30 protein-coding genes and 1 tRNA gene are annotated in these 26,784 nt (G+C 66.3%); 12 read left to right on the top strand and 19 right to left on the bottom strand.

The features are described 5' to 3' along the window. Positions 1-116: 116 nt before the first annotated feature. From G9465_RS09995 to G9465_RS09985, 3 genes are all read left to right on the top strand, one after another. On the top strand, positions 117-383 hold the full coding sequence (locus G9465_RS09995) for a hypothetical protein (RefSeq protein WP_166969520.1): 267 nt from the start codon (positions 117-119) through the stop codon (positions 381-383). Continuing rightward, positions 353-436 (top strand) — tRNA-Leu (locus G9465_RS09990). The genes G9465_RS09995 and G9465_RS09990 overlap by 31 nt, the downstream gene beginning before the upstream one ends. Before the next feature lie 234 nt (positions 437-670). Next, the gene (locus G9465_RS09985) at positions 671-1,270 is read left to right on the top strand and encodes a hypothetical protein (RefSeq protein ID WP_166969518.1); all 600 of its coding nucleotides are present in this window, start codon (positions 671-673) and stop codon (positions 1,268-1,270) included. A gap of 66 nt (positions 1,271-1,336) precedes the next feature. Here G9465_RS09985 and G9465_RS09980 read toward each other — a convergent pair whose 3' ends face one another. Together G9465_RS09980 and G9465_RS09975 are read right to left on the bottom strand one after the other, a co-directional pair. Continuing rightward, positions 1,337-1,765 (bottom strand): hypothetical protein, encoded by a 429-nt coding sequence (locus tag G9465_RS09980; RefSeq protein ID WP_166969516.1) that lies wholly within the window; start codon positions 1,763-1,765, stop codon positions 1,337-1,339. A gap of 81 nt (positions 1,766-1,846) precedes the next feature. Then, positions 1,847-2,071 (bottom strand): hypothetical protein, encoded by a 225-nt coding sequence (locus G9465_RS09975; RefSeq protein WP_166969514.1) that lies wholly within the window; start codon positions 2,069-2,071, stop codon positions 1,847-1,849. Between the two features lie 109 nt (positions 2,072-2,180). Here G9465_RS09975 and G9465_RS09970 point away from each other — a divergent pair, with 109 nt between their 5' ends. From G9465_RS09970 to G9465_RS09955, 4 genes are all read left to right on the top strand, one after another. Further along, positions 2,181-3,212, top strand: a complete 1,032-nt coding sequence (locus G9465_RS09970) for a nicotinate-nucleotide--dimethylbenzimidazole phosphoribosyltransferase (RefSeq protein WP_166969512.1) — start codon at positions 2,181-2,183, stop codon at positions 3,210-3,212. 16 nt (positions 3,213-3,228) lie between these two features. Next, on the top strand, positions 3,229-4,521 hold the full coding sequence (locus G9465_RS09965; protein WP_166969507.1) for a cobyrinic acid a,c-diamide synthase: 1,293 nt from the start codon (positions 3,229-3,231) through the stop codon (positions 4,519-4,521). 96 nt (positions 4,522-4,617) lie between these two features. Continuing rightward, positions 4,618-5,427: a diadenylate cyclase DacZ gene (gene dacZ / locus G9465_RS09960; RefSeq protein WP_166969505.1), complete on the top strand. Its 810-nt coding sequence runs from the start codon at positions 4,618-4,620 to the stop codon at positions 5,425-5,427. Positions 5,428-5,429: 2 nt separating this feature from the next. Further along, positions 5,430-6,224, top strand: coding sequence for a mechanosensitive ion channel domain-containing protein (locus tag G9465_RS09955; protein WP_166969503.1), 795 nt, complete (start codon positions 5,430-5,432; stop codon positions 6,222-6,224). Here the strand turns inward: G9465_RS09955 and G9465_RS09950 are convergent. The 3 genes from G9465_RS09950 to purD form a co-directional block, all read right to left on the bottom strand. Continuing rightward, complete coding sequence (locus G9465_RS09950) at positions 6,221-6,721, bottom strand: DapH/DapD/GlmU-related protein (protein WP_227015518.1); 501 nt, start codon at positions 6,719-6,721, stop codon at positions 6,221-6,223. The two genes, G9465_RS09955 and G9465_RS09950, sit on opposite strands and share 4 nt — an antisense overlap. A gap of 49 nt (positions 6,722-6,770) precedes the next feature. Then, positions 6,771-8,270 carry a TrkH family potassium uptake protein gene (locus tag G9465_RS09945; RefSeq protein WP_166969501.1) on the bottom strand — a complete coding sequence of 500 codons (1,500 nt, stop codon included), beginning with the start codon at positions 8,268-8,270 and terminating at the stop codon, positions 6,771-6,773. Between the two features lie 111 nt (positions 8,271-8,381). Then, positions 8,382-9,680 (bottom strand): phosphoribosylamine--glycine ligase, encoded by a 1,299-nt coding sequence (gene purD / locus G9465_RS09940; RefSeq protein ID WP_166969499.1) that lies wholly within the window; start codon positions 9,678-9,680, stop codon positions 8,382-8,384. A gap of 95 nt (positions 9,681-9,775) precedes the next feature. Between purD and G9465_RS09935 the strand changes: the two genes are divergently transcribed. Next, positions 9,776-9,961 carry a hypothetical protein gene (locus G9465_RS09935; RefSeq protein ID WP_166969497.1) on the top strand — a complete coding sequence of 62 codons (186 nt, stop codon included), beginning with the start codon at positions 9,776-9,778 and terminating at the stop codon, positions 9,959-9,961. A 138-nt stretch (positions 9,962-10,099) separates the two neighbouring features. On the opposite strand, the gene G9465_RS09930 is transcribed toward G9465_RS09935, so the two are convergent. The 4 genes from G9465_RS09930 to G9465_RS09915 form a co-directional block, all read right to left on the bottom strand. Next, a complete protein-coding gene (locus tag G9465_RS09930; RefSeq protein WP_166969495.1) occupies positions 10,100-10,486 on the bottom strand; it encodes a hypothetical protein in 387 nt (128 codons plus the stop codon). Then, entirely contained in the window at positions 10,483-10,686 is a 204-nt protein-coding gene (locus G9465_RS09925; protein WP_166969493.1) for a hypothetical protein, read from the bottom strand. Before G9465_RS09925 ends, G9465_RS09930 begins: the two co-directional genes overlap by 4 nt. Next, positions 10,686-11,264: an HTH domain-containing protein gene (locus G9465_RS09920; RefSeq protein WP_166969491.1), complete on the bottom strand. Its 579-nt coding sequence runs from the start codon at positions 11,262-11,264 to the stop codon at positions 10,686-10,688. The genes G9465_RS09925 and G9465_RS09920 overlap by 1 nt, the downstream gene beginning before the upstream one ends. Positions 11,265-11,488: 224 nt before the next feature. Next, entirely contained in the window at positions 11,489-14,047 is a 2,559-nt protein-coding gene (locus G9465_RS09915; RefSeq protein WP_166969489.1) for a bacterio-opsin activator domain-containing protein, read from the bottom strand. Positions 14,048-14,361: 314 nt separating this feature from the next. Between G9465_RS09915 and G9465_RS09910 the strand changes: the two genes are divergently transcribed. Then, entirely contained in the window at positions 14,362-16,500 is a 2,139-nt protein-coding gene (locus tag G9465_RS09910; RefSeq protein ID WP_166969487.1) for a thioredoxin domain-containing protein, read from the top strand. Here the strand turns inward: G9465_RS09910 and G9465_RS09905 are convergent, their stop codons facing one another. Then, positions 16,501-16,896, bottom strand: a complete 396-nt coding sequence (locus G9465_RS09905) for a thioredoxin family protein (protein WP_166969485.1) — start codon at positions 16,894-16,896, stop codon at positions 16,501-16,503. Positions 16,897-16,938: 42 nt separating this feature from the next. Next, the gene (locus G9465_RS09900) at positions 16,939-17,373 is read right to left on the bottom strand and encodes a DUF488 family protein (RefSeq protein WP_166969483.1); all 435 of its coding nucleotides are present in this window, start codon (positions 17,371-17,373) and stop codon (positions 16,939-16,941) included. Between the two features lie 108 nt (positions 17,374-17,481). Between G9465_RS09900 and G9465_RS09895 the strand changes: the two genes are divergently transcribed. Next, a complete protein-coding gene (locus tag G9465_RS09895) occupies positions 17,482-18,405 on the top strand; it encodes a PLP-dependent cysteine synthase family protein (protein ID WP_166969481.1) in 924 nt (307 codons plus the stop codon). On the opposite strand, the gene G9465_RS09890 is transcribed toward G9465_RS09895, so the two are convergent. The 6 genes from G9465_RS09890 to cyaB form a co-directional block, all read right to left on the bottom strand. Further along, the gene (locus G9465_RS09890) at positions 18,378-18,560 is read right to left on the bottom strand and encodes a hypothetical protein (RefSeq protein ID WP_166969479.1); all 183 of its coding nucleotides are present in this window, start codon (positions 18,558-18,560) and stop codon (positions 18,378-18,380) included. The two genes, G9465_RS09895 and G9465_RS09890, sit on opposite strands and share 28 nt — an antisense overlap. A 129-nt stretch (positions 18,561-18,689) precedes the next feature. Then, positions 18,690-19,229: a DUF5804 family protein gene (locus G9465_RS09885; protein ID WP_166969477.1), complete on the bottom strand. Its 540-nt coding sequence runs from the start codon at positions 19,227-19,229 to the stop codon at positions 18,690-18,692. 27 nt (positions 19,230-19,256) lie between these two features. Next, a complete protein-coding gene (locus G9465_RS09880) occupies positions 19,257-20,444 on the bottom strand; it encodes a tRNA sulfurtransferase (protein WP_166969475.1) in 1,188 nt (395 codons plus the stop codon). Between the two features lie 47 nt (positions 20,445-20,491). Next, positions 20,492-20,896, bottom strand: a complete 405-nt coding sequence (locus G9465_RS09875; RefSeq protein ID WP_166969473.1) for a carboxymuconolactone decarboxylase family protein — start codon at positions 20,894-20,896, stop codon at positions 20,492-20,494. A gap of 241 nt (positions 20,897-21,137) precedes the next feature. Continuing rightward, positions 21,138-22,340: a methionine adenosyltransferase gene (locus G9465_RS09870; RefSeq protein ID WP_166969471.1), complete on the bottom strand. Its 1,203-nt coding sequence runs from the start codon at positions 22,338-22,340 to the stop codon at positions 21,138-21,140. A 66-nt stretch (positions 22,341-22,406) separates the two neighbouring features. After that, positions 22,407-22,946: a class IV adenylate cyclase gene (cyaB, locus tag G9465_RS09865; RefSeq protein ID WP_166969469.1), complete on the bottom strand. Its 540-nt coding sequence runs from the start codon at positions 22,944-22,946 to the stop codon at positions 22,407-22,409. Between the two features lie 146 nt (positions 22,947-23,092). Here cyaB and G9465_RS09860 point away from each other — a divergent pair, with 146 nt between their 5' ends. After that, positions 23,093-24,127 (top strand): threonine/serine dehydratase, encoded by a 1,035-nt coding sequence (locus G9465_RS09860; RefSeq protein WP_166969467.1) that lies wholly within the window; start codon positions 23,093-23,095, stop codon positions 24,125-24,127. 51 nt (positions 24,128-24,178) lie between these two features. Continuing rightward, positions 24,179-25,129 (top strand): peptidylprolyl isomerase, encoded by a 951-nt coding sequence (locus tag G9465_RS09855; protein ID WP_166969465.1) that lies wholly within the window; start codon positions 24,179-24,181, stop codon positions 25,127-25,129. Positions 25,130-25,433: 304 nt separating this feature from the next. On the opposite strand, the gene G9465_RS09850 is transcribed toward G9465_RS09855, so the two are convergent. Then, positions 25,434-26,063: a transcriptional regulator gene (locus tag G9465_RS09850; protein ID WP_166969463.1), complete on the bottom strand. Its 630-nt coding sequence runs from the start codon at positions 26,061-26,063 to the stop codon at positions 25,434-25,436. Between the two features lie 29 nt (positions 26,064-26,092). Continuing rightward, entirely contained in the window at positions 26,093-26,722 is a 630-nt protein-coding gene (locus tag G9465_RS09845; RefSeq protein WP_166969461.1) for a P-loop NTPase, read from the bottom strand. Between the last annotated feature and the right edge of the window lie 62 nt (positions 26,723-26,784).

Here is a 26,784-nt window from a genome sequence, read left to right as displayed (position 1 = left end):
GGCGTCGTGCGGTGGCGAGTCGGGTGAGACATCCTCTTCGCTCTCGATACGGCATACACTCTCCTGTCGGGGTATAAATGTTATCCAACATACATCATATTTAATAATTTGGTTCGGTGCGCCACCAGCCGTCGGCTGACGGGAGCAACACGGGCGGCGTCCCGGTCATCGCTACCCTGACCCGGCAGCGAGAGAGAACGGACATCGCTATCGGAGTTGACCCGTCGCTGTTGGGACGCGACGGTAGCCGGGCACGGCGCGACGTCGGGATGGCCTCGCTAGCGTTCCCGACGGTCACGTCCCGGCCCGCAAACGAAGGGTTCTTGATGACCTCGCCGGAACGAGTGACTGCGCGCGGGTTGCCGAGCCAGGAAAAGGCGTAGCGCTTAGGACGCTATCCCGTAGGGGTCCGCCGGTTCAAATCCGGTCCCGCGCATGAGCGAACGATACCGTGAGCAGCACTCGTGACGAGCGGTGTCGAACGACGCGAGACGACCGGAGTGAGTCTCGCTGTCGAGTGCAACTCCGATCCCCACGTTCGGCCCCGGGTCCGTGTCGTGGTGTTTTCGCCGGAACGAGCGGCGTATCCGTGGTGTCGACGACGGGCAAACGAGCGGTCACTCGCGGACCCAACCACAGGGTTATGGTTGTCGGGCGACTAACATTGCGGATGGCTGACGATAAGCGCGGTCGAGACAAGCAAGCACGGGACGTCGAGAAACGCCAGCGCGAGCGGGCTATGGGCGTGGCACTGGAGCGCGCGGACGAGACGGAGCCACCGATCGAGGATCCAGAGCTCGACGAGATAGAGACGGAACTCGACGCGCTGTCGTTCCCCGCGACGGGGTCCGACGTCGTCTCAGCGATCGGTGACCGGGACGTCGAGGCAGACGACGGAACCTACACCGTCGAGGAACTGGTCGCGGACACGGAGACGGAGGTGTTCGACTCGCCCACTGCCGTCCGCGTGCTGGTCCAGCGCCCGACAGTCGCCACAGCGATAAAACGCATCGTAGAAGCGACCGACTCGCTGCAAGGCGTCGACCTCGATGGTTCACAGCGGGAGGCCTACGAGAAGACGTTCCGGGCGCTCAAGGGAATCGACGCCGACGACGAGGACGAGGGGGTAGAGGCCATCAGGGACTGGGTTCTCGAACAGATACGGGACGACGGGACGCTCCCGGGGTCCCGGGCAGTCCGCCGGCAGGCCGCGAAGTTCTGTCGTACCAACGGGTATCAGGTCCGGAACGACGAGTGGCTCGGGATATAAACCGCCGACGACCGGCAGACGGGATGCAGTCGACAGCGGGGACTACCCGGCGAACGTCGGCCGGGATCAGCTCTGCGTTCGACGGAGAAACTCGTCGAGTTCGTCCTCGATGAGTGTGGCGACGCGCTCGCTGTACCGCCAGAGGGCCGCGTTGAGCCGTTCTTCGGTCTCGTCGTCTAGCTCGTCGGTGCCACTGAGGACCGAGTCCTCGGTAATCTGAGGGTGATACACGCAGACGACGCCGAGTGCGGCGTCCGAACTCGTGGCCCCGCCCGTGTAGATTCCGTACTGGTCGGTCCCCCAGACGCCGTCGCCACCTTGTCTCTCCAGTGCCGAATCGAGCGAGTCGAGGAGTTGTCGTTCGTCAGCAGTGAGCAGCGGGTCCGCTCCCTCGAACAGTTCCGCGTATGCCTGTGCCCTGGCACTTGCTGTCCACTCTTCGAGGTGGGAGCGCGCTCTGAGGACGGTCTGTCTCTCGTCTGGAAGTTCGTCCATACATCTACGGGGTGCCGCAGACAAATCAACGTTGGTACAAGTTCCTGACGAGGACGCCCGCAGTCACCGTCCCTCGGTGGGCTACTTGTGCGTAAACAGCACGACGTTGTCGTCGTGGATGGCCGTACAGAGGTCCATCTCGAAGTCGAGGTTGAGGGACGTACGCTCCTGTTTGCAGACGACCATGTCGTCGAACGGTTTTTCGCAGGCCGGGCAGGCGACGGCGGTAGTGTTCTGGTACGACTTGATGGCCTCGTTGTCCTCGCGCGGCGTCAGCGACGACACGAGTTCTTCGAAGTCCTCCATACCGGGAGTCACGGCCCCCGTCGCTTAAATCATGCGCCGGGGAGGACGACACACGGCCCCGACGGCGGCACCGGTGGGATAAAGTGGGATTGCACTACTCCAAGCGAGTATGGAACGCTCGCCCGACGGAACGCGGTTCGTCCTCGTCGCGGGGACGACGGCGACAGCGGAGAGAGAGGGTATCAGCGCCGCCGGTGCCGACCCGGACCTGATGACGACGACGCCGGCAGCCGATTCGGAACTACTCGCGTACGGGCGGCCCGTGCGGACGGAGACGGTGCCCGTGAGTCCGAGTGGGTGTCCGACGCCGGCGTTGGTCACGCGCGCAGTGCGCGAGGTGCTTGGCTTCGAGGTGACTGTCGTCGACGGCGGCCTTGCGGAACCGACCGCCGCGCCGACGGTCACTGTCGGCGCCGGGCCGGGGCGAGATATCGCCGAACAGGACCCGGTGCCGACGGCCCACGGCGCCTTCGAGGCGGCCAGACAGTTCGGCCGGAAACTGCCCGCCGACGAACTGTGGCTGGCGGAGACGGTTCCCGGCGGGACGACGACTGCGCTGGGCGTGTTGCGAGCACTGGGTGAAGACGCGACGGTCTCCTCCTCACTGCCGGAGAACCCCGTCGAACAGAAAGAACGGGTCGTCGAGACCGGACTCGAAGCCAGTTCGCTCGCACCCGGCGACGCCGCTGGGCAACCGAAGCGGGCCGTCCGACGGATGGGCGACCCCGTGTTGGCGACGGTGGCGGGCCTCACCGCCGGTGCCGTCGAGACGGACACGGCAGTGACGCTGGCCGGCGGGACACAGCAACTCGCCGCTGCGGCACTGGTCCGTCACGGCGGCTACGAGGGGCGACTGGGGCTGGCGACGACGACCTACGTCGCCGACGACGGGACGGCGAATCTCCGGGAGAGCGCTGCCAGACTCGACCTCGGCCTGACCGTGACAGACCCCGGATTCGCGGGTTCGGACCACGTCGCGATGGAGCGGTTCGTCGCGGGCGAGGCCAAAGAGGGCGTCGGGATGGGCGGCGCGCTGGCGCTGGCAGACCGGGCCGGCGTCCCGATGGCCGACGTTCGCGAGCAGTTCGCCGCGGTGTACGACGACCTCGTGGACGAGGCGACCGTCGGCGGTGCGCCATGACCGGCGGTGACCGATCGTGAAGGGCGTCGTCCTCGCGGGCACGTCCTCGAACGTCGGGAAGACGGTGGCGACGCTGGCGACCCTCTCGGCGCTGGAGCAGGCGGGCTACGACCCACAACCCGCGAAGGCCGGGCCGGACTTCATCGACCCGAGCCACCACGAGGCGCTCGTCGGCAAACCCTCGCGGTCGCTGGACCCGTGGCTCGCCGGCGAGGAGGGGACGCGACGGACCTACTGGCGCGGCGAGGGCGACGTCTGCGTCGTCGAGGGGATGATGGGCCTCTACGACGGGACGAAGGCGTCGACGGCCCGCGTCGCCGAGGTGCTGGACCTGCCCGTCGTCCTCGTCGTCGACGCCAAAGCCGGGATGGAGAGCGTCGGCGCCACGGCGCTGGGCTTCCAGCAGTACGCCGAGCGTATCGGTCGAGACATCGACGTGGTCGGGGTGCTCGCGCAGCGTGCCCACGGCGGCCGACACGCCGAGGGCATCCGCGACGCACTCCCCGAGGAACTGCGGTATCTCGGTCGGATTCCGCCGACGCCGGACCTCGACATCCCCGACCGGCACCTCGGTCTCCAGATGGGGAGCGAGGCGGCCATCGACGAGGCGGCACTGGCCGAGGCCGGTGAGACTATCGACGCCGAAGGGTTCGCAGAGATAGCACGCGACCCACCGAGCGCCTCGCCCGCCGACCCGTCGACGACGGGCGCCACCGTCGCCGTCGCCCGCGACGCGGCGTTCTGCTTCGTCTATCCCAGCACCGTCGAGCGAGTCCGTGAACGGGGCACTGTCGCGACGTTCTCGCCGCTCGCGGGCGACCCGGTGCCGGAGGCCGACGCCGTCTATCTGCCGGGCGGCTACCCGGAACTGCACGCCGCCGACCTCGCCGAGTCGTCGACGCTCGACGAACTCGGGACGCTGGCGGCCGACGGCCTGCCGGTGTACGGCGAATGTGGCGGCCTGATGGCCCTCTCGGAGACGCTGACGACAGCCGACGGCGACACCTACGAGATGGCGGGCGTGTTGCCGGCCGACGTCGAGATGTGCGACCGGTATCAGGCGCTCGACCACGTCGAACTAGAGGCGTCTCTCGACACGCCAGTCGCCACCGCAGGCACCCGGCGCCGCGGCCACGAGTTCCACTACTCCTCGGCGACGGTCGACGCGGACGCACGGTTCGCGTTCGAGGTGGTTCGGGGCGACGGCATCGACGGCGACCACGACGGCCTGACGGAGTACCAGACGGTCGGGACGTACTGTCACGCCCACGCTGCGAGCGGGGCGTTCGACCGGCTACTGTCAGTCTGAATATACGACGGGCGACGACGAACGCGTCGTCCGAGTGGCAGACGACCGGCTGACAGCCCACAAACTTTTTTCCTGTCTGCAATCGTGATACGTACAATGAACGAGTTGCGCGACCTGTTGGGAGACGTGGTCGCAGACGCGAACGCGGTGTTCCTCTTCTCGCCGAGTTCGGCGGACTTCGAACGGTTCGCCGATGCCGAGGAAGCCGTCGTCGTGGTCGGTCCGGAGAACGCCGTCGAAGCGGAATCCTTCGTCGAACTCCCCATCGACTTCACCGACCTCGAAGGCCGAATCCGGTTCGGTATCGAGGGCGCTCTCGACAAGGAGTTCGTCGGGGAAGACGACGAAGTCGTCTGCGTGAGCGGATTCATGGGCGGGACGTCGAATACGATAGCGCGCATCCAGACGAGCGACTTCACGCCCTCGGGCGTCTACGACCTGTTCGTCAACTCCCGGGCCGAACCCGGCGTCGTCAGGGACGTCTTCGAGGTGGCCATCGAACTCGGGAAGAAAGGCCAGAAGGGCAAACCGGTCGGTGCGCTGTTCGTCGTCGGTGACGCCGGCAAGGTGATGAACAAGTCCCGACCGCTCTCGTACAACCCCTTCGAGAAGTCTCACGTCCACGTCGGCGACCCCATCGTCAACGTGATGCTAAAGGAGTTCTCGCGGCTTGACGGCGCGTTCGTCATCTCCGACGCCGGAAAGATAGTCTCGGCGTACCGCTACCTCGAACCATCCGCCGAGGGCGTTGACATCCCGAAGGGCCTCGGGGCCAGACACATGGCTGGCGGTGCCATCACCCGTGATACGAACGCGACGGCTATCGTCCTCTCGGAGAGCGACGGACTCGTACGAGCGTTCAAAGGCGGGGAACTCGTCCTCGAAATCGACCCCGAGGAGTACTGAGTATGCAGTTCGGATTCGACTGGCCGGACTTCATCCGGACCCTGTTCTCGCCCGAAGGGACACTCGTCATCTCCTTGCTCGTGTTGGGGCTTGGAATCCTCGTCGGGTTCCTCGTTTGGAGAGCGTCGCGGGAGTTCATGCGGGAACTCGGCGTGCCCGAGACCGTCGAAGGGACGCCGTTCGAGCGAACCGCCCGGAGTCTCGGGACGTCGACGGTTGGTATCGTCTCGAACCTCGCGGCGCTGTTCGTCTACATCCTCGCGATCACCATCGCGCTGAACATCGCCCAACTCGTCAATCCCGAGGCCTACTGGACCCGCTTTACCGGGTTCCTTCCGGACCTGTTCATCGCGGTCTTTGCCATCATCATCGGACTCATCGCCGGCGACAAGGCCAGACTCGTCGTCTCCGAGCGACTCCGGAGCGTGAAACTCCCGGAGGCCGGCGTCCTCCCGGAACTCGTCAAGTACAGCATCTTCTTCCTCGCCGTCCTCGTCGCGCTGGACCAACTCGGCGTCGAGACGATGGCCCTGCTCATCCTGCTCGCGGCGTACTCCTTCGGCATCGTCTTCCTCGCGGGACTGGCGTTGAAAGACCTGCTCGCGGCCAGCGCGGCCGGCCTCTATCTCCTGCTGACGGAACCCTACAGCATCGGCGACGAGGTGGTCATCGGCGACCAGCAGGGCATCGTACAGGAGGTCGACATGTTCGTCACGCACGTCGAGAGCGAGGGCAAGGAACACATCATCCCGAACCAGAAGGTCATGCAGTCCGGCATCGTCCGGGTCCGCGATTAGTCGGTCGCCTCGACCGGTTCCGCGGGAACGCCCGCGACGGTGGTCTCGGGCGGCACGTCCTCGGTGACCAGCGAGTTCGCCGCGACCTGCGCGTCGGCGCCGATCTCGACGCCCGGGAGGACGACGGCGCCGGCGCCAATCATCGCTCGCTCGCCGACGACGACTTCGCCGGTCCGGTACTCGTCCTGTAAGAACTCGTGACAGAGCAGCGTGGCGTCGTAGCCGACGATGGCGTCGTCACGCACGGTGATGAGTTCGGGCCAGAACACGTCCGGGGTCGACTCTAACCCCCACGCGACGCCGGTGCCGACGGTCGTACCGAGGCGTCGCAACAGCCAGTTCTTCAGTTGCAGACTGGGCGAGACTCGGCAGATCCAGATGACGACGTAGTTGACCATCACGCGGAGCGGGTGCTTCGCGCTCGGCCACGAGAACAGGGAGTTGCGGGGACCGGGCGTCGGATGGCGGTCGAGGTCGTCGTGTCTTGGGCCGCTCACGCCTGCCGGTTGCGTCCCGGTCGTAATCAAACCACTCGGAATCGGCGGCTCACGGTCGCCGCCAGAACGTCGGCGTCAGTAGGACCATCACCGGGATTATCTCGATTCGACCGACCCACATCAGGAGGACCATCAGGAGTTTACTCGACCGTGCGAACCCGTCGTAAGTGCCGTACGGCCCGGCCTGTCCGAACGCCGGGCCGATGTTGAAGAACATCGACGCCGCGGCGGAGAGCGCCTCGAACTCCGTGATGGGGTCGCCGACCCGTTCGGCGTCCGCCACCAGCAGGACGGTGCCGACGATGAAGATGACCAGCGCGACCAGCGTGTAGGCGTAGACGTCCCGAATCGTGCTCTCGCTGACGACGTCGCGACCGACTCGCACCGCGCGGACGCTCCGCGGGTGGGCCGAGACGTTCAGGTCCCGCCAGAAGGATTTCGTGACGATGAGCCACCGGAGCGTCTTGATAGAGCAGGTCGTAGAGCCGGCCATCCCGCCGCTGAACATCGCCACGAAGAGGACGTTCTTCGCGGCCGCGGACCACGTGTTGAAGTCCGTCGAGGCGTAGCCCGTCGTCGTCACGATGGAGGCGACTTGAAACGTCGCGTGCCGGGCCGTCGTCTCGGGGTCGGCCGTGAACCGGGGGTCAGCGACCAGCAACCCCCCGATGAGTAGCGTCCCGGCCCCGAGGATGCCGAGGTAGAAGCGAAACTCCTCGCTCCGCCGGAGCCTCGTGGCGTTGCCGCGCAGGAGCGCGTACAGCAACACGAAGTTCGTCGCACCGATTATCATGAACAGGGTGACGGCCCACTGGACCGCCGGCGAGAACGCGCCGACGCTCTCTGCTCGGGGCGAGAAGCCGGCAGTCGCGATGGCTGTCAGTGCGTGGGCGACGGCGTCGAAGGCGGTCATCTCCGGCGCGAGTCCGAGGAGGTGCAGGGAGAGGAGGACGAGCGTCGCACCGACAGTGAGCAGGAGGTAGACGAGCACCAGTAGCTTCGCCGTGTCCTCGATGCCCGGCGTGAGTTTCGTGACGTCCTTCGTCCGCGTCTCCGTCTCCATCAGCTGCGCGCCGGCGACCGAGAGGCGCGAGAGGACGGCCGTCGCCAGTAGCAGGACGCCGAGACCGCCGAGCCACTGGAGGACCTGCCGCCACATCAGCAGGGCCTGCGTGTGGGCGTCGAAGTCGCGGATGACCGTCGCGCCCGTGGTCGTGATGCCGCTCATTCCCTCGAACAGCGCGTTTACCGGACTCGCGAACACGCCCGTCCCCTCGACGTACAGCGGGATGGCGCCGACGACGGCGATTCCGAGCCACACCAGCGAGACGGTGAGGAACGCCTCCCGGTCGTGGATGCGGTCCCGTTCGAACTGCACGAGCGCGGTGCCGACCACCAGCGTCACGCCGATGGCGACGAGATACGGGACGGGCGACTCGCCGTAGGCGAGCGCGACCAGTACCGGTACCGCCAACGGGACGACGAGCAACTGGAGTATCCGGCCGAGGACGTTCAGCGACGACCGGACGTCGACCGTGGTCAGCGCCACCGGCGATCACATCCCGTCACTCCGACTGTCTCGACGCACACGGCGTTACAGAGAACGGCTGTCGGCTTCAATCCTCCGCGAAGTCCGGCGAGAGAAAGCGGTTCGCGAGCCTCAGTCCGTGCCGCTGCGAATCTCGTCCATGTGGTCGATGCGCTGCTGGACGAGGTCGGCCGTGCCGATGTCGTGGCGGACGCGCAGGCCCTCGGTTCCGGCCCGCTCTAGCGCGCCCTCGGCTATCTCCTCGGCCTCGCTGATGGTGTCGGCGACGCCGACGACGGCGTACGAGCGAGAGGTGGTCGTGTAGATGCCGTCCTCGCGCTGGTCGACGCTGGCGTAGTAGAGGATGGCCTCTCCGGCGTTGTCCTCGTCGATGGTCACCTTCGCGCCGGACTCCGGTTCGGTCGGGTAGCCGTCGGGGACGGCGTACTTACAGACGGTGGCCTTCGGGCGGAAGGACAGTTGCGGTAAGGAGAGGTCGTCCCGGGCCGCCGTCAGCACGTCGAGGAAGTCCGTGTTCAGGACCGGGAGCGTGTTCATCGCCTCGGGGTCGCCAAAGCGGGCGTTGAACTCGACCACGCGCGGCCCCGTCTCGGTCAGCATGAACTGGCCGTAGAGGACGCCCTTGTAGCCGTCCAGTGCGTCCACCGTCGCGCGGAGGACGTCGACGGCGTCGTTGTAGTCGTCCTCGGTCATGAACGGGAGTTCGAGGCTGGCGTCGGTGTAACTCCCCATCCCGCCGGTGTTCGGTCCCTCGTCGCCCTCGTAGGCGCGTTTGTGGTCCTGCACGGCCGGCGTGACGCGGAGCTGGCCGTTGGCGACGAACGCCTGCACGGTGAACTCCTCGCCGACGAGGCGCTCTTCGAGGACGACGCGGTCGTAGTCCGAGTCGCGGAGGTACGCCTTGGCTTCCTCGGCGGTACACTGGTCGCCGATGACGCGGACGCCCTTGCCGCCGGTGAGGCCGGCGGGCTTGACCGCGAGGTCGCCGTCGTACTCGTCGATGTACTCGCAGGCGGCGTCCATGTCCTCGAACGTCTCGAAGTCCGGACAGCCGGGGATGTCGTGCTCCCGCATGAAGCGGCGCTGGAACGCCTTGTCCGTCTCGATGCGGGCCTCGTCGGCCTGCGGGCCGAACGCGTAGACGCCGGCGTCGTCGAGGGCGTCGGCGACCCCCGCCGCGAGCGGTGCCTCGGGGCCGACGACGGCGAGCGTCGCGTCGATTTCGCGAGCGTAGGTCGTGACGGCCTGCGGGTTCGTCGTGTCGAGCGTCTCGAACCCGTCGGCCAGCGCGACGATGCCCGGGTTGCGGTTGCCCGCACAGGCGTACAGGTCGGCGTCGGAGTCGGCGAGCGAACGAGCGACGGCGTGTTCTCGGCCACCGCCGCCCACCAGCAGCACTGTCTCTGTCATACCTCAAGGCCGGATGGGCTCGGATGTAAGTATTGCTCTCTCACTCCGTCGTCGTCTACCGAGTAGCGGCGGTCCCATCGGCCCCGACGCGGTCGGTGACGACGGACACCATCGGCGTGAGTGTGACGAACAGCCCGGTGACGGAGACCTATCCGGCGACCGTCGGCCCAGTGAGGACCAGCGACCGCGACGCTATCGTCGAAGAGGCGCGGCGGGCTACGCCGGCATACACCGCGACGGTGCCGGTAAACAGGCTCATACTGGTGGCTGTAAGTTCGTAAAGATATTCGCCACCCCGGGGTGGCGAATTACTTCAGTTTGTTACAGCCACCAGTATCAGTCTGACGTCGGTCAGGACGGGCGAGCGTCAACTTTCTGCCCTACATCTGGCCGTGCTCACTCGGCTCTCTTCCCGCCCCTCACCGCTCGATAGGCCACGAACCGTGGTTGTCGAGGTCGTCGCGAGCATCTGCTCTGAGGTACGGTTCCAGTTGCGCCAGTCCCGTATCTGGCGACAGCGTATCCTCGGACTGGTCGTAGTCGACGACGCCAGCGGACGCGAGTTTCGGGACGTGCGTGTGATACAGTCGCATGTACACCGTCAGTCGCTCGTCGGGAATCGTCTCGGCGGGGACGCCGTGTTCGAACTCGGCGACGGTGTCGGCGACGGTCGCGAGCGAGACCGGCGTCGTATAGACGAACAGGCAGTAGAGAGTGTACCGTCGCCAGCGCGACGCGAGCAGCGAGTACACCACCTCACGCGAGAGCGACGTATCGCTGCCGCCGTCCGAAGCCGGCGACATCATCGCGGTGACCGCCGACTGGACTGCCGTGTGTCGGTCGCCTCGTCTGTGGCGTCGAGTTCGGCCAGCACCGCGTCGATGTCCTCGCAGATCGCCTCCACGTCGTCGGTCAGGTCGTCGGCGTCGAGTTGTTCCGTCGCATCGTCGAGGAACACGCGCGCTTCGAGGAGTCGGGTCCGGACAGATGGGCTGTCGGTCGTCATCATTCGGCCCCGACGGCCGCCGAATCGGTCACTGGGTCCTCGGATGCGGTGTCACGAATCGCCTCGTAGAAGTCCTCGACCGTGTACACCACCCCGTCGTGTCGGGCGGGGAACACGCCTTCGAGCCCCGCATCGCCGTGGATGGCCAGACAGACGATAGGGAGCGTGACCTCCTCGCGTCGGCGACCCGACAGGGGCGAGCGGACGACGCGTCGCTGGAACGCCGGGGCGAGGCTGTAGCCGTTCTCCGACGCCCACGTCTCCATCTCCCGAACCGCCCGGTGGACCGGACCCGACACAGCCTCTTGGTCCGGGTCCCGAAAGAGCCGCGTCGGCCACGTCCGAATCGTGACGTCCGCGACCTGTTGGCTCGTTTCGAGCGCCGTCGTCTGCTGTCTGTACTGGGCCTGCACGTCGCGCACGGTGTGTCCGGTCCCCTCACGGAGCCAGAGTTCGATCGTCACTGCATCTGTCGACTGGTCGAGGAACTGGTCGGGACGGGCACGTTCGTCCGTCTCCTCGGACTTCGCTGGCGCTTCGCTCGAACCGTCCGCACGATAGTGGTCGTCACCTGTCATATTTGTGCTTTGCATTGTTCGATGTTAGCAGCGTCTCTCCGGAGGGTTGCAGTTGCCCACGAACCACCGAGTTAGCCGTCTCGTTCCGCGAGAGCGTACAGTAGAATCGGTGCGTGCCGTCCGACAGAAAGGTTCCCTAGAAGTGTCTAGACCGATCCAGTCAGGACCGTGCGCGTCCCCTCGGGTCGCGACAGGGACGCAGGCGGTGCAGCGATGACGACCGGTTACGCCTCGGTCCTGTAGCGGTCCTCCTCGTAATAGGTCTCGAGAAGGGCCCGCAGTGCGTTCCGGAGGTGGAAGTGAATCGTCGACGAGGAGACGTCGAACGACGCGGCGATGTCTTCTGCGGTGCTCTCGCGTGGCCACTCGAAGTACCCGGAGAGGTACGCGCTGTGGAGGACGTCGACCTGCCGGTCGGTCAGCCTATCGGCGAGCGACTCCCGGAACTGCTGTACGGTCCTGACGGGCCGGTCCAGTTCGCTTTTCCTGACGAGTGTCGCCCCCGGACAGGCGTCTTCGAGGGTCGAGACGAGCGGTCGTACCTCGGTGTCGGGCGCGACTTCGGCGACGATGCGGGCGACGCCGCCGTCCGCGGACGCGGACCGTATGGTCGCGCCGTACGCGGCGAGGACCTGTATCGCCGACTCCCCGACGACGTGGAACTCGAACAGGCCGCCGTCCGCACCCCCGGCAATCGTCCTGACGGAGGTGATTCCCGGTGATCCCTCGGCGCGTTCGACCAGCCGCTCGGCTGGGATGCCTTCGACGTCGACGTAGAAGACGAGTTGGTCCGACTCGGCCGGGACGAGCCCTTCGAGGTCGAGTCGGCAGTCGAACTCGGCAGAGATGGCGTGAAAGAACATCTCCGAGTCGTCGACCTCGAACTCCAGTTCGGTCGCCGTATCGGTCAGCAGCGTCTTGCGGGTCTCAGCGGCGCGAATCGCGCGACCGATCATCTGTCCGAGTTCGCCGAGGACAGTCAGGAACTCCTCGTCGAACACCGATGGGTCGTCAATAAACAGCAGGAGGACGCCGTAGGCGACGTTTCCGGACGTCAGCGGGACGGCGACGACGGCCCGACAACCCGCGTCTCGGAACGTATCGTACCACGACCCGGCGTCGCCGCGCGCGTCGGTGTCGCGGTCGACCCGGACAGTCCCCGTCGCGGTCGCCGTGTCTATCAGGTCGCTGATGAGCGGGGCGTCGACGTGGTCGCTACCGTCGAGGTCGGTCTGGCTCTCGGTGGTGCCGGCACGCTTGCGTATCCGGACGCTGTCGCCGGACGACCGGCCGCAGATACAGGCCGCGAGGTACGACTCCTCGACGGCGAACCGCTCACAGACGTTGTGCTCGATAGCGTCCCGGTTCGTCGTCGTGGCGACCTCGGTGTTGATGTCCCTGATGACGGCGTTGAGTCGAGAGAGATCGGATAGCCGCTCGTTCTGCCGTTCGAGTCGTGCTTCGCGTTCGGTCTGTCCCAACCCCGCCTCGGTGATGGCCGTCAGTATGCCGGCGTATCTGTCGGTCCGGTCGTCGAAGGCAGCATCGGAGCGAGTCGCGAACACCAACACGCCGTATTCGTCGAGCGCTTCGACCCAGCCACGCTGGACGTGCGACGGGACCGGCAGTCGGTCCGCGAACGAGGCGTCGAACGCCGTCGATTGCCCGCTCGCGAACGATTCCCAGAGCGGGTTCGCCGAACCGGTGACAGCGGCGAGGTCGTCCGGTGTCTCTCCGTCGGCGGCGCACGCTATCGGTCGGAGGGTCCCGTCCTCCTCGCCGGGTACGTAGACGCAGGCGAAGGTCAGCCCCAGTGCGTCGATGGCCGTCTCGACCGATATCTCGGCGACCGCTTGGCTAGTGGTCGCCCCGAGCATCGCCTGTGCGGCCTCGTTGAGCGTCCGCCGCAACTGCTCGCGTTCCTTCCGTTCGGTGATGTCTTCGGCGATGCCGGCGACGCGGACGACGTTCCCCCCGTCGTCGGTGATAGACACCGCTCGGTCCCGAATCCACCGCGTCGTCCCGTCCGGGCGCCGTATCCGGTACTCCTCGTCGTACTCGCCAGTCGGCTGTCGGTCGAGTGACGAGCGAACCCGTGCCCGGTCCTCGGGGTGGACGGCGTCGAGAAACGCAAGGGGGTCCTCGGAGAGGCGTTCGCGGGGCTGTCCCCAGACCGCCTCGTAAGCGGGATTGACGTATATTATCTCCTCTTTGTCCGGGTCGCTCATCCAGACGACCTCCTCGATGTTGTCGAGTATCTGTCGGAACGGCGGGTCACCCTCGAACGCGCCCGGTGAACCAGTGGTACCGTCGTCTGCCGTCGCTACGGTGCCGTCTGCTCGGCAGTCGACGCCCTCGCTCCGGTAGACCCGTGGCGAGAGGTCGGCGTCCCGGCACGCATCGAGAAAGTCCGTCAGCGCAGCACTGTCGGGGGCCCGGAGTCGGAAGACCCACTCACAGGCCGTGGCGTGGGCACGCTGGAGGACGACGCCGTGCCCCCGCAGCAGCGAGAACACGTCGGTCTCGTCGAACGACCACGTGACTCGGTACCGGACGGTGCCGTCGTCGTCCCGGTGACGCTTCGCCGTCTCGACGGCCCGGTCCGCCCGGAGCGCCGTGTCGAACGCATCGGGGTCGTCAGTCTCGACCCGGAGATACGGCGCCAGTCCGCCGTCGGTGTAGACACACGGTTCGAGTTCGACGCGGGTCGATTCGCCGACGGCGACCGCGTCGGCTATCCCGACCGTGTCTGTCGGGAGACCGATACGCACGTCGACGGTCATACCACCATCGTCGAAGACGACGGCACAGTGGTCCGAGTCGGTATCCCGGGTGCTACCGACCGCAGTTCGACCCCGAAAGCGAGTGTACGTAGTGCTGTAGTTCGAAGCATAGGTATCGGTTGGTAGTTCCCCACTCGACCGTAGTGACGACAGCGGGGAGAGGGCCGGTCAGAGGTCCTTCGCCGGCATCGCCACGCCTTCGTCGAGGAGTACAATGTCAGATTGATGTGTAATAATTTGGCACTTTTCAGTCTTTTCATCACTGTCAGTGATCAAGGTGGCCGCTTTTCAGTTCGGCCCCCGGACCGTCTAGCATGAGCGACGACATCGACCCGACGAGACGGAACCGCCTCGACGCAGAGGAGAGTCCGTACCTCCGGCAGCACGCCGACAACCCGGTAAACTGGCAGCCGTGGGACGAACAGGCACTCGAAGCAGCACAGGAGCGAGACGCCCCCATCTTCCTCTCGATCGGCTATGCCGCCTGTCACTGGTGTCACGTCATGGAGGAAGAGAGCTTCGAGGACGAAGCGATCGCCGAGACGCTGAACGAGCACTTCGTCCCGGTGAAAGTCGACCGAGAGGAACGCCCGGACCTCGACTCGGTGTACATGAGCATCTGTCAGCAGGTCACCGGCGGCGGCGGGTGGCCGCTGTCGGCGTGGCTCACCCCCGACGGCAAGCCGTTCTACGTCGGGACGTACTTCCCGCCCGAGGAGAAGCGCGGGCAACCGGGCTTTCACGACCTGCTGCAGCGACTCGCGAACTCGTGGTTGGACCCCGAACAGCGCGCGGAGATGGAGAACCGCGCCCAGCAGTGGACCGACGCCATCGAGAGCGACCTCGAAGCGACGACCGGCGACCCGAGCGACCCCGAAGAGAACCTCGTCCAGACGGCGGCGACCATCGCACACCGGGGTGCCGACCGAGACAACGGTGGGTGGGGTTCGGGCGGTCCGAAGTTCCCACAGACCGGGCGCGTCCACGCACTCTTGCGCGCCTCTGCCGACGAGGGTCAGGAGGACTACCTGAACGTCGTCGAGGAGACGCTGAACGCGATGGCCGACCGGGGCCTCTACGACCACGTCGGCGGCGGGTTCCACCGCTACTCGACGGACCCGCAGTGGGGCGTCCCCCACTTCGAGAAGATGCTGTACGACAACGCCGAGATTCCACGGGCCTTCCTCGCCGGCTATCAGGCGCTGGGCAACGAGCGCTACGCCGCCGTCGTCCGGGAGACGTTCGCGTTCGTCCAGCGGGAACTCCAGCACGAGGACGGGGGGTTCTTCAGTACGCTGGACGCCGTGAGCGCGCCGCCCGAGAACCCCGACGGCGAGACGGAGGAGGGCGCGTTCTACGTCTGGACGCCCGAACAGGTCCACGAGGCCGTCGCCGACGAGACGGCCGCCGAGGTCTTCTGTGAGTACTACGGCGTCACAGAACGCGGCAACTTCGAGGGTGCGACCGTGCTGGCGGTTCGCAAGCCCGTGCCCGTCCTCGCCGAGGAGTACGACCTGAGCGAGGACGAGATTACCGAGAAGCTACGGCAGGCGCTCGACGAGACGTTCGAAGCCCGCGAGGACCGCCCGCGACCGGCCCGAGACGAGAAGGTGCTGGCCGGGTGGAACGGGCTGATGATTTCGACGCTCGCCGAGGGCGCCGTCGTGTTGGACGACGACTACGCCGACGTGGCCGCCGACGCGCTGGAGTTCGTCCGCGAACACCTCTGGGACGAGGAGTCACAGCGTCTCCAGCGCCGGTATAAGGACGGCGACGTGGCAATCGACGGCTATCTGGAGGACTACGCGTTCCTCGCTCGCGGCGCGTTCGACCTGTTCGAGGCGACGGGCGAGGTGGCCCACCTCGACTTCGCGATGACCCTCGCGGAAGCCGTCACCGAGGCGTTCTGGGACGACGGCGAGGAGACGCTGTACTTCACCCCCACCGGCGGCGAGGCGCTGGTCGCCCGGCCACAGGAACTCACCGACCAGTCGACCCCGTCCAGCACGGGCGTCGCCGTCGAACTCCTGCTGGAACTCACGCACTTCAGGGACGACGACCGGTTCGGCGACGTGGCCGAGAAGGTCCTGCGCACGCACGCCGACCGCGTCTCCGCGAACCCGCTCCAGCACGCGTCGTTGACGCTCGCGGCGGACTCCTACGAACAGGGGTCGCTGGAACTGACCCTCGTGTGTGACCCGACGAACCCGCCCGTCGAGTGGACGGAGACGCTGGCCGAGACGTACGTCCCCCGGCGGTTACTGGCGTGGCGGCCCGACGACAGCGAGACGTTCGACGCGTGGCTCGACGCGCTGGGGGTCGACGACGCCCCGCCGATCTGGGCGGGTCGCGACGCGGCCGACGGCGAACCCACCGTGTACGCCTGTCGGAACTTCGCGTGTTCGCCGCCGAAACACGACCTCGAATCGGCGCTCTCGTGGGGCCAGAACTAGTTATTCGAGTTTCGATTCGATTTCGCCGGCGAGGTAGACGGCGATAGGGACCGGTTCCTCCTCGACGAACCGGGCGACTTCCTCGCCGTCGCGTTCGACGACGACGGTCGGGATGTACTCGATGCCGTACTCCGCTACCTTCGGGCCGGTCTTCGAGCCGTCGTCTTCCTTCTCGGTCGGGTAGTGGTGAATCTTCGATTTGGGGACGTCGGCGGCTTCAAGCGCCGCACCGAAGTCCGGCAGTTGTGCTCGACAGTCCTTGCACCAGTCGCCGCCCCAGACGTGGTACTCCAGTTCGGCGGCGTGGCGGGTGAGGACGTCGACGGTGTCGGAGTAGGCGTCTTTCACCCAGACCGGGTTCGGTTCCATCGTTTCGAGCGTTCCGCTCTCACTCATAGCACCCCGTAGCGTGGCGAGTGGCTTGAACCCCCCGACTGTTCAGTACCGTTCGAGACGGGAACGGAGGCGTTCGCGGAGGAGCGTCCGATGACAGCGCTTGCGCTCGCCCTCGAAGCAGACGAGTACGACGGTTTCGCCGTCGCGAACCCGCGTACAGAGGTCGTCGACGGCACGCTGGGCTGCCTCGCTCTCGTCTAGGTGGGTCCGATAGCGGTCGGCGAAGTCGGTCTCGTCCCACGCCGCGTTGTGTGCGCCCTCCTCGCAGAGGCCCTGCATCTGTAGGTCCTCGGCACGCCGTTTCGTCTCGTCGAGGAGGTCTGCCGGCGGGCCGAGTTCGGGGACGTTCTCGTCGACGGCGGCGTGGAACCATCCGGTCGGTTGGCGGACGACGCCGACCAGCGTCTCGTCGCCGGAGAGGTCGGCGAGGTCGTGCTGAATCGCCGCGACGTACGTGTCGCTGACAGCACCGCTCATGTACGACCAGTCGCGCAGACGGCGGAAAAGCCTGCCGGGAACGAGCACCACCCACAGGAATCGGGGGCTCCACTAGGGGTTTAAGCGGGGGTGGCGTACGCGACAGCAATGCACGAGACACTACACGCGTCTATCACCGACGCCATCGGGTCGCCGCTGGTGTCGGTTCGCGCCCCCGAGGGCGCGACAGTCGCCGCGAAGGTGGAGTCGTTCAACCCCGGTGGCTCCGCGAAGGACCGCCCGGCGACGTTCATGATAGAGGCCGCCGAGCGAGACGGTGCCCTCGAACCGGGCGATACGCTCGTGGAACCGACCAGCGGTAACACCGGCATCGGCATGGCGATGGTCGGGGCCGCGAAGGGGTACGACGTCGTGCTGGTGATGCCGTCCTCGAAGTCCCCGGAGCGCCGCGAGATTATGCGGGCCTACGGCGCCGACATCGAACTCGTCGAGGGCGACATCTCCGACGCGAAGGACCGCGCGGACGAACTCACCGAGAAGAGCGGGTACGTCCAGTTGCGCCAGTTCGAGAACGCGGCCAACCCGCAGGCCCACTACGAGACGACGGGGCCGGAGATTCTCGAACAGGTCGGGGACCGCACCGTCGACGCCCTCGTGGCCGGCGTCGGCACGGGCGGCACCATCACGGGCACCGGCCGGCGACTCCGTGAGGCGTTCCCCGAACTCGACGTCGTCGCCGTCGAACCGGCGGACAACGCCGTCCTCTCGGGGATGGAACCGGGCACCGGCGAGGACAGTTTCCAGGGGATGGGGCCCGGGTTCGTCAGCGACAACCTCGACGTGGACCTGATAGACGACGTGCGAACGGTCGAACTCGACGACGCCGAGGCGGAGTGTCGCCGCCTCGCCCGCGAGGAGGGCATCCTCGTGGGTCAGTCCTCGGGTGCGTCGAATCTCGCGGCCCGCGAGGTTGCCGGGGAACTGGTCGAGGCGGGCGTCGACGACCCCCTCGTCGTCACCGTCTACTGGGACAGCGGCGAGCGCTACATGTCGACCGGGATGTTCGACTGACGAAAGCGCCGAGCGTCGGTTGTGAACTGCTCGCTCGCCCACTCGCTCACCGCCCCGGTGTCGTTTCGACGACGATGTGGCTGACCGTCGGGGTACACGTCCGAAAGCGTCTCGACGACCGGTGTCCCGTCGAGAACTGCGGAATCGATGTCCACGTCGCCGGGGTTCAGCACGCACCGGTTGGGCCTGCGTGAGTGTGTCGGGTCCGTCCGGTCGAACCGACCGTCCCTCTGACAGCCACTCACACCGAGGACAACCGGACACCCACCACGCCTTTCGCCGCCTCAGGCGCCGAACTCCGACTCGGTGACGCGCACGACCAGCGTATCGTCCACCTCTCGCAGGTCGTACTCGGGGATTGTGTCGCCGGTGCGGGTCAGTAACATCGGTTCGACGAGGCGTGGGGGGCGTTCCTGTGCCGGTTCGACCGCCGAATCGCCGTCCGTGTCGGATTCGCCGGTGGTCGACTCGCCCGCTTCGTCCGTCTCGCTCTCGACGACGCCGTACACTTTCAGGAACCGATCGGTGTCGGCAGGGGCAATCTCGTCGTCCCTGACCGCCGTCGCGAGGGCCCGCGAGAGCCACTCCGTCTCGCTGATAGAGGGCTCTCTGACGAAGGCGGCGTCGACGAACCGGACGAGGTACCAGTTCAGGTCGTTCAGGAGGGCGACGGCGGCACCGAGGCTCACCGTCTCTAGCCTGAGTGCGTTCTCGAACGGTTCCCGCAGATCGTAGGTCGCGAGCGCGTTCCGGGCGGTCTCTCGTGAGAGCAGTTCGTACTGGAGGTTCACGTCCTCGCTCCCGACGAGACAGACCTGCGTCATGGCTCGTCCGTGGCCCGCCCCGGAGATTTAGCTTTCGATAGCCACGACCGTCCGACTCCGCGCACGCTCCCGCGCACGCTCGAACAAGGTATCGGGTTCCACTGCCCTGAGTGCATCTAGCGACGCGTTCGTCTCGGGGAGTTCCGGAGCGACCCGGTTACATCCGGTGTCGACCGTCGAGTCCTCGAACGTGCCGATGTCCCGAGCGAGGGTCGTTATCTCGGCCTTATCGAGCGTCAGGTTGGGTCGGTGGACGGGTAGGTCCGTCGCCACGTCGGTAACGGCGACGTTCGCGCTGGTCTGACTCGACTTCTGTCCGATGGCCTCGCCGGTGACGACGCCGACGGCGCCCTCGTCCTCGGCGACGGCTTCGGCCGTCGCGAGCATGAACCGGCGCAGCGAGAGCATCCGCAGGCCGTCCAGTTGCTCGGCGAGGTCCGCGACCACTTCGCCCACGTCGACGACGTGCATCGCCATCGACTCGTTCGGGGCGTACGAAGCCAGCGTCTCGACGGTCGCTCTCGCCCGGGCCCGGTGGTCAGGGCCCCCGTAGTCGCCCAGGTCGACGTACACCGGGACCACCGGACAGCCACGTCGCATCAGCTTCCACGCGGCGACCGGCGAGTCGATACCGCCGCTTATCAGCGCAACCACTGGCCGTTGCGTCCCAAGCGGCATCCCGCCCGGCCCCGCCCGCTTCTCCAAGAAGACGTACGCCTCCTCGGTGCGACACTCGACGAACAGACGGAAGTCGGGGTCGTCGAGGTCCACTTCCGGAGTCTCGCCGAGCGACTCGATAGCGTCCCAGACGACGGCACCGCCCGCCGACTCGATGTCGGTACTGGCGAAGGGGTGGGCGTCGCTGGGACCGGCGCGTCGGGCGTCGACGGCGAAGGTCCCGCCGTCGTAGTTGGCCGCTGTCGCCGCCCGCAGTGCGTCGCCGATGGCGTCGAGCGTTGGGTCGACGGAGACGGCCGCCGACGCGGAGACGACGCCGAAGGTGTCGGTCGCGGCGTCGGTGACTCCCTCGGGGTCGTCGGTGTGGACGAACAGTCGGTTCCGTCGCTGCTCGACGTCGCCGGTGAGCCCTCGGGCGTCGAACATCGCGGCGAGGTTCTCGGCGAGGCGGTCCTCCATCTTCCGGCGGACCTGTTCGCTCTTGACGCCTATCTCACCGTGGCGGACGATGACGACGTCGGCGTCGGGCGGGTGCATACCCGCCCTTGCCGAATCGCGGATAAATGGGTGTCGGCTTCGCCGACTCAGTCGTCTGCGGCCTGTTCTTCGAGGTGGTCGGCCACCTGTGCCATCTTGACTTTGAACTCATCGAGGTCTGTCTCCTGAGCGTGTAGCATGGCGCTGTACCGCGACGTGAGACTCGCCAGCGAGGTGGCCTCTGCGAGTTCCTCGTCGGTCGCCCCGTGCATCGCCGCCGCCTTGCGGTGGAAGTGGATGCAGTACGGACACTTGATGTTGGCCGCGACGGCCAGCCCCATCAGTTCCCGATACTTCGGCGGAATCTCGGACTCGCCGACGGTGTACTTGTGGAAGAAGTGCCACTCGCCGACCATGTCGTCCTCGGGAATCGTGTCGAGCGGTGGTGGGACCATCCCAAACGTTTCCGTAATCTCTTCTTTTACGTCTGCGGGTTGTTGTTCTGTTGCCATGATTGGTGGTCGTCGCTGTTTGGTCGTGCGGTACTGCGGTTCGGGGTCGGTATCGCTCGTAGAAGTTGCCCGGCCGACGATATAGTTATGTGTTGACATTTCCCACTACAGGCGGAGTCGGGTCGGCCTAGCCGCCAGTATATGACAGTAGTTCGTTACGTCCACTGTCGCCGAACGACGCTCGCGGTCGGTGGAAACCCTCGGAGAAACGGGCCGGTACAGTCAGCTATCGGACGAGACCTCAGAACGTCGAGACGTCGCCCTCGATGACCTTGCGGGTCACGTCGGTGACGCTCGCGAGTTCCGCGTCGACGGCCTCGCGTACCTCGGCTTCGATGTCGCTCACGGCGACCCCCTCCTCGGTGACGAGCATGGCGTCGGCGACGTGTGGTTCGTCGATGGGCGAGCCGATCTGAGAGAGGAGGCGAAGTTGGAGCTGGCGGATGCCGTCCACTTCGTCGACGACGGACTCGGCGATTTCCGTCGAGAGCAGGTTGTAGATCTTCCCGATGTGGTTCACGGGGTTCTTCCCGGAGGTAGCCTCCATGCTCATCGGACGGTTCGGCGTGATGAGGCCGTTGGCGCGGTTGCCGCGGCCGACGGAGCCGTCGTCGCCCTGTTCGGCGCTGGTGCCCGTGGTGGTGAGGTAGATGGACTCCTCGTCGTAGTCGTCGGCGGTGTTGACGTGGACGGTCACGTCGCGGTCGGTGTACTCCGTCGCCAGCGCTTCGACGTACTCACGGACGTCCTCGACGGCCTCCTCGTAGGCCAGCAGGTCCTCGACGTGTTCGTCGACCATCGCGACGGCGACGGTGACGTCGATGTGGTCGCCCTCGCGCTTGCCCATCACCTTCACGTCCTGTCCCACGACGGGGTCGTCGGCGGCGTACTCGCCGGTGAGTTTCCGCTCGGTGTTGTAGACGATCTGTTCGGTCTCCGAGAGCGGCGCGTGGCCGACGCCGTAGCTCGTGTCGTTCGCCATCGGGACGGCCCCCTCCTCGCCGAAGACGCTCTGGAGGTCACCGGACCCCTCGCCGAGTTCCACGTCGACGATGATGTCGCCGCCCACGTCGAGATACGGGAAGTTCTCGTCCAGATACTCGCGGGCGGCCTTCAGCGCGATGCTCTCGGCGGGAATCCGCTGCCCCTCGTACTCCTTGGTCGCGCGGCCGACGATGAGGAGGTAGATGGGTTCGAGGACTTCCCCGCCGCCGTAGGCTGGGGCCGCGGTGCCGGCGACGAGTTGCGTCTCGTCAGTGTTGTAGTGGAGGACCTTGCCCACGCGGTCGAGGTACGTCTGGGCGAGCGCACGGGAGACGCTCTCGGCGACGCCGTCACAGATGGAGTCGGGGTGGCCGATACCCTTTCGCTCGACGATTTCGACGTTCTGGTCCTCGACTGCCAACCCGCTCTCGGGCTGGACGTGGATGTTCCGGTCGGTCATTGCTCGGACCTTCGCTGTGCCCGCTTCTATAACTTACGGGAACCGCTCGCCGAAGAAAGATTACCTTCACGCATCATCGAGCAGTAAGCCGAGGTACGACGTCCGGGTCTGGTCCTCGGGGTCCAGTCCGAGCGCTCGAAGCACCTCGTAGGCGCCCTCCCGTGCCGCTTCGACCCCGCTCGCGTCGGTCTCCGTCTCGACCTCCACGAACTCGCCGACGCCTTCGACGTCGTCAAGCGTGATCGTGTAGCCCTCATAGCGGTAAAAGCAACGGTCCTTCCGAACTGTCGCGGCGGGGTCGAACCCGAGCTGCTCGAAGATGGCGTCGGCCTTCTCGCCGTCGGTAACGCCGGTCTCGACCTCCTCACGAGTCTTCGACTCGGCCTCGACGAGCGGTCCCTTGTAGGTGATGCGGGCCGCCGTCTCCCCATCGCTGGTCTCGCGGCGGACCCGAAGCGCCTCGTCCGTCTCGGCGAAGTCGCGGTGCGGTGCGTCGTAGTAGGTGTCGACCTGCAGGACGTCGCCGGTCTGTTCGGCCCCGAGTTCGTCCAGTCGCTCGGCGACGGCCGCGAGGTCGGCGGCGACCTTGACTTCGACTTCGTACATGGCTGTGTGCTCTGTCGGGGCGGGCAAAAGCGATTGCATCCGTCGTCGACACCCGGTGGACATCGGGCTACTGTGACGGGCGAGGGGAGTAACGACCACCTACCGTGGACCGCGAGTTTTAGTGTCCTCGCCCACCGGGTAGGGGTATGGACGGTCGCTACGACCCTATCGAGTCCCCCGACGAGACGACCGTCTTCCCCTATCACGACCTGACGCCGCCGACGACGGCCGACGTGGCTCGCGCGCGCAAAGTCGTCCGTCAGCACCTCCCGACGACGCCGCTCGTGCGGAGCGAGACCCTTTCGTCCGACCTCGACGCGGAGGTCTACCTCAAACGGGAAGATACGCTCCCCACTGGCGCGTTCAAAGTTCGGGGCGGCGTGAACCTCGTCTCGTCACTCTCCGCGGAGTTCCGCGAGGCGGGCCTCATCACCGCGAGTTCGGGCAACCACGGCCAGTCTATCGCGTGGGCCGGCCGGGAGTTCGGCGTCCCCGTGACAATCGGCGTCCCAGCGGAGGCCAACGACGGGAAGGTGGCCGCGATGGAGCGACTCGGCGCGGAGGTCATCAGACACGGCCCGGACTACGACGCGGCCCGAGAGCGCATCGAGCAGTTGGCCAGCGAGCGCGGCGCCCGATACGTCCACTCGGGCAACGAACCAAAACTGGTCGCTGGCGTCGGTACCGCGGGGCTGGAAGTCGTCGACGAACTGCCCGAGGTCGATCGGGTGTTCTGTCCGGTCGGCGGCGGCACCTCCGCCGCGGGCTACTGTCTCACCGTCGGCAAACTGACCGACGCCGACGTGGTCGGCGTCCAGTCCGAGGCCGCCCCGGCGATGCACCGCGCGTGGACCGACGGGTCGCTCGAACCCCACGACCGAATGGAGACGACGGCCGAGGGCGTGGCGACGCGCGTCCCGTTCGCGCTTACCATGGACCTCCTCGGCGACGGACTGGCGGACTTCCGTCTCGTCTCGGAAGCAGACATCCGAGACGGCGTCGCGCGCCTCTTCGAGGACGAACGCATCGTCATGGAGGGCGCCTGCGCGACGGCCGTCGCCGCCGCCGTCGAGGCACGGGCCGAAATCGCCGGCGAGACGGTCGTCATCCCCGTCTCCGGCCGGAACATCGACCTCGCGAAACTCGACCGGATGCTCGAAGCGAGCGATTACTCGGCGTGAGGCCCGACGGGAAACGTTGTTCTTAAGAGTGCCACGACTGACGAACACGGTATGAGCAACGACTCCGAGGCCGAGGACGTAGAAGAAGAAGTAGAAGCAGAGACGGCCGACGAAGAGACCGAGAGCGGCCTGCAGGAGGGCGACGTCGTCAAACTCGCCTACACCGCCCGCACCGTCGAGGAAGGCCAGCTCGTCGACACCACAGACGAGGACGTCGCCGAAGACGAGGGCATCGACACCGAACAGCAGGAGTTCGGTCCCCGCGTCATCGTGCTCGGCGAGAACCACATCTTCCCCGACGTCGAGGAGGACATCTACGGTAAGGAGGTCGGCGACGAGGGCAGCGTCACCATCGCCGCCGCCGACGCCTTCGGCGAGTACGACGAGAGTGAAGTCCGCACCGTCTCGAAGGACAAGATTCCGGAAGACGACCGCTACCCCGGCGCACACGTCGACGTCGACGGCGAGCACGGGCACGTCGAGACGATCATCGGCGGCCGCGCCCGCGTCGACTTCAACCACCCGCTGGCCGGTGAGGACGTCGAGTACGACTACGAAATCGTCGCGGAAGTCACCGACCGCGAGGAGAAGGCACAGGGCATCATCGAGATGATGCTCGACATGAAGCTCGACCTCTGGTTCGAGACGGACACCGTCGAGGAAGAGCAGGTCGTCGAGTCCGACGACGACGAGGAGGGCGAACCCGAGTACGAGACCGTCGAGGTCGAGAAGGACACGCTCTACATCGAGGCCACGCCCCAGCTAACGATGAACCAGCAGTGGATGATGGGCAAACAGCAGATCGCCCAGCAGCTCACGCAGCTTCTGGACGTCGACCGAATCATCGTTCAGGAAGAGCTCGGCGGCGGCATGGGCATGGGTATGGGCGGTATGATGGGCGGCATGGGCGGTGCCGGTGGCGCCGACATCGAGGAAGCGCTCGAAGACGCCGACGTCGACGCCGAGGAGATCGTCGACGAGATCGAAGGCGCCGAAGAGTAACTCGACAGTCGAACTTCTCCGTATTTTCGACCCCCGTAGTGGCGCCTATCGGGGGATTGCCCTATCCGTCATTCGACCGCCACATTTCGGACAGCTGAGACCCCGGCTGGGCGCCGTCGTCCTGAAAGAACAGCTGTCGCACTCGAACTGCTTTTGCTCTTTGGCGAGCGGGTCTCGACCACTCATGTAGATTTAGTAACACCTCTTGCATGATAAGCGTTAGCACTGAATTATCATGGTCGCCGGACGAGGCGGTGAGCGCACTGTCGGCGGAGAGGGCCACAGGCCGCGAGCGTGGCCGTCGTCAGGCGATGTCCCGACTCGTGTCGATGCTGACCTCTTCGACGAGGTCCAGTTTGATGACGTCGTTGGGCGCCCGGCCACCCCGGAACTTCGGGATGGCCAGCCGATTCTCCACCTCGTCGGTGTTCGTCGTCGTCTTGAGCTGGAACACCACGTCGGCGAAGTGTTCGGTCGTGTCCCGAAGCGGCGGGACGTCACGCCCGTCCAGACAGTGGAGGATAGCCAGACTACCGGTGTTGACGATGTGGTTCTGCAGGTCGTTCATGAACGCGCGGAAGCGAGAGTGGGGTTCTTGGGCCTCCAGCACGTCGAGCGGGTCGACGATGAGGTTCGACGTCTCCGGGAGCGCCGAGACGAGTTTCCCTGCGTTGTCCAGTGGCGCCTCGCCGGAGATGTGTCGGACCGTCGGGTCGCCGGTGTTGGCCGGCGTCTGTTCGATGCTGGCGACGACGGACTGGGCCGTTCGGTCGAGCGAGAGCCACAGCGTCCCGCGCGTGGCGGTGAGTTCGTAGAGGAACAACTCCGCCTGGCTGGCCGGCTGGGCGGTGAGGGCGACGATACTTCCCGCTGGAATACCCCCGTCGAGTTTCCGGTCGAGAACGTCGATGCCCGTTCGGAGCCGGTTCACCATGCCGTTTTGAGACAAGCATACCCACCTGATTAAATATTCCGCTTGGACAGGATTTTCGCACATTTCAGGTATCGAGACGCCGATTCCTCGGTTTCGAGTGGAGGTTCTGGAAGCTCCGGAACGTGTACGACGTGCTCACAGTCGAACAACGGCGTTGGGTCCGTCGTGCCGTCGCTTCTGGGAAGCAGGAGTACTGACGGGGTCGCGTCGAGTTGGCGAGCCATCGCTGACGTCTTCGTCGTGTCACGCATACTCTGTGCTACTGGCGTCGAGACGAGGAGCGTCCGGTCGGCCGCGCGAAGTGGCACAACGGCGTCGGGCCCGGCCCCGGCCGCACAGTCGAGCACGACGGGACGGTCACACTGCCGGAGACGGCGGAACGCCGACGCGGCAGTCGACGGGTCGGAACCCCGACACGGAAGGACGTCCACGCCGACGAATCGAGGCGAGCGCTGTGCGACGGCGGCAGGTCGCTGACCCTCGGCGACGGCGGTGAGTCCCGCGACACGGTCGGTCTCGGCCCGGTGATGGACGTCGGGCATGTCGAGGTCCGCGTCGACGACGAGCGGTCGCTCGCCGAGAGTCGCCAGGGCACGGGCTAGTCCCAGCGCCGTCGTCGTCTTCCCACAGCCACCTTTTCCACCGGCGATAGCGAGCATGGCGGGGCTGGTTCCGTCTCGGGATTTGAACCTTCGCCTCCCCGTGTCGGGAGATTCAAGAG

The sequence above is a fragment of the Haloarcula sp. JP-L23 genome, assembly GCF_011602445.1.
Lineage (GTDB): Archaea > Halobacteriota > Halobacteria > Halobacteriales > Haloarculaceae > Haloarcula > Haloarcula pellucida.
The sequence above is the reverse complement of the archived record's forward strand: the minus strand, read 5'-3'. Positions and strand labels throughout refer to the sequence as shown.

Coding starts and splice junctions, on each gene's coding strand:
- G9465_RS09900 (WP_166969483.1), bottom strand. CDS start 17,373: ATGAGCGGTGCTGTCAGCGACACGTACGTCGCGGCGATTCAGCACGAC.
- G9465_RS09910 (WP_166969487.1), top strand. CDS start 14,362: ATGAGCGACGACATCGACCCGACGAGACGGAACCGCCTCGACGCAGAG.
- G9465_RS09955 (WP_166969503.1), top strand. CDS start 5,430: ATGCAGTTCGGATTCGACTGGCCGGACTTCATCCGGACCCTGTTCTCG.
- G9465_RS09925 (WP_166969493.1), bottom strand. CDS start 10,686: ATGACGACCGACAGCCCATCTGTCCGGACCCGACTCCTCGAAGCGCGC.
- G9465_RS09860 (WP_166969467.1), top strand. CDS start 23,093: ATGGACGGTCGCTACGACCCTATCGAGTCCCCCGACGAGACGACCGTC.
- G9465_RS09855 (WP_166969465.1), top strand. CDS start 24,179: ATGAGCAACGACTCCGAGGCCGAGGACGTAGAAGAAGAAGTAGAAGCA.
- G9465_RS09975 (WP_166969514.1), bottom strand. CDS start 2,071: ATGGAGGACTTCGAAGAACTCGTGTCGTCGCTGACGCCGCGCGAGGAC.
- G9465_RS09845 (WP_166969461.1), bottom strand. CDS start 26,722: ATGCTCGCTATCGCCGGTGGAAAAGGTGGCTGTGGGAAGACGACGACG.
- G9465_RS09875 (WP_166969473.1), bottom strand. CDS start 20,896: ATGGCAACAGAACAACAACCCGCAGACGTAAAAGAAGAGATTACGGAA.
- G9465_RS09880 (WP_166969475.1), bottom strand. CDS start 20,444: ATGCACCCGCCCGACGCCGACGTCGTCATCGTCCGCCACGGTGAGATA.
- G9465_RS09885 (WP_166969477.1), bottom strand. CDS start 19,229: ATGACGCAGGTCTGTCTCGTCGGGAGCGAGGACGTGAACCTCCAGTAC.
- G9465_RS09985 (WP_166969518.1), top strand. CDS start 671: ATGGCTGACGATAAGCGCGGTCGAGACAAGCAAGCACGGGACGTCGAG.
- G9465_RS09930 (WP_166969495.1), bottom strand. CDS start 10,486: ATGATGTCGCCGGCTTCGGACGGCGGCAGCGATACGTCGCTCTCGCGT.
- cyaB (WP_166969469.1), bottom strand. CDS start 22,946: ATGTACGAAGTCGAAGTCAAGGTCGCCGCCGACCTCGCGGCCGTCGCC.
- dacZ (WP_166969505.1), top strand. CDS start 4,618: ATGAACGAGTTGCGCGACCTGTTGGGAGACGTGGTCGCAGACGCGAAC.
- G9465_RS09905 (WP_166969485.1), bottom strand. CDS start 16,896: ATGAGTGAGAGCGGAACGCTCGAAACGATGGAACCGAACCCGGTCTGG.
- G9465_RS09915 (WP_166969489.1), bottom strand. CDS start 14,047: ATGACCGTCGACGTGCGTATCGGTCTCCCGACAGACACGGTCGGGATA.
- G9465_RS09980 (WP_166969516.1), bottom strand. CDS start 1,765: ATGGACGAACTTCCAGACGAGAGACAGACCGTCCTCAGAGCGCGCTCC.
- G9465_RS09920 (WP_166969491.1), bottom strand. CDS start 11,264: ATGACAGGTGACGACCACTATCGTGCGGACGGTTCGAGCGAAGCGCCA.
- G9465_RS09870 (WP_166969471.1), bottom strand. CDS start 22,340: ATGACCGACCGGAACATCCACGTCCAGCCCGAGAGCGGGTTGGCAGTC.
- purD (WP_166969499.1), bottom strand. CDS start 9,680: ATGACAGAGACAGTGCTGCTGGTGGGCGGCGGTGGCCGAGAACACGCC.
- G9465_RS09970 (WP_166969512.1), top strand. CDS start 2,181: ATGGAACGCTCGCCCGACGGAACGCGGTTCGTCCTCGTCGCGGGGACG.
- G9465_RS09895 (WP_166969481.1), top strand. CDS start 17,482: ATGCACGAGACACTACACGCGTCTATCACCGACGCCATCGGGTCGCCG.
- G9465_RS09850 (WP_166969463.1), bottom strand. CDS start 26,063: ATGGTGAACCGGCTCCGAACGGGCATCGACGTTCTCGACCGGAAACTC.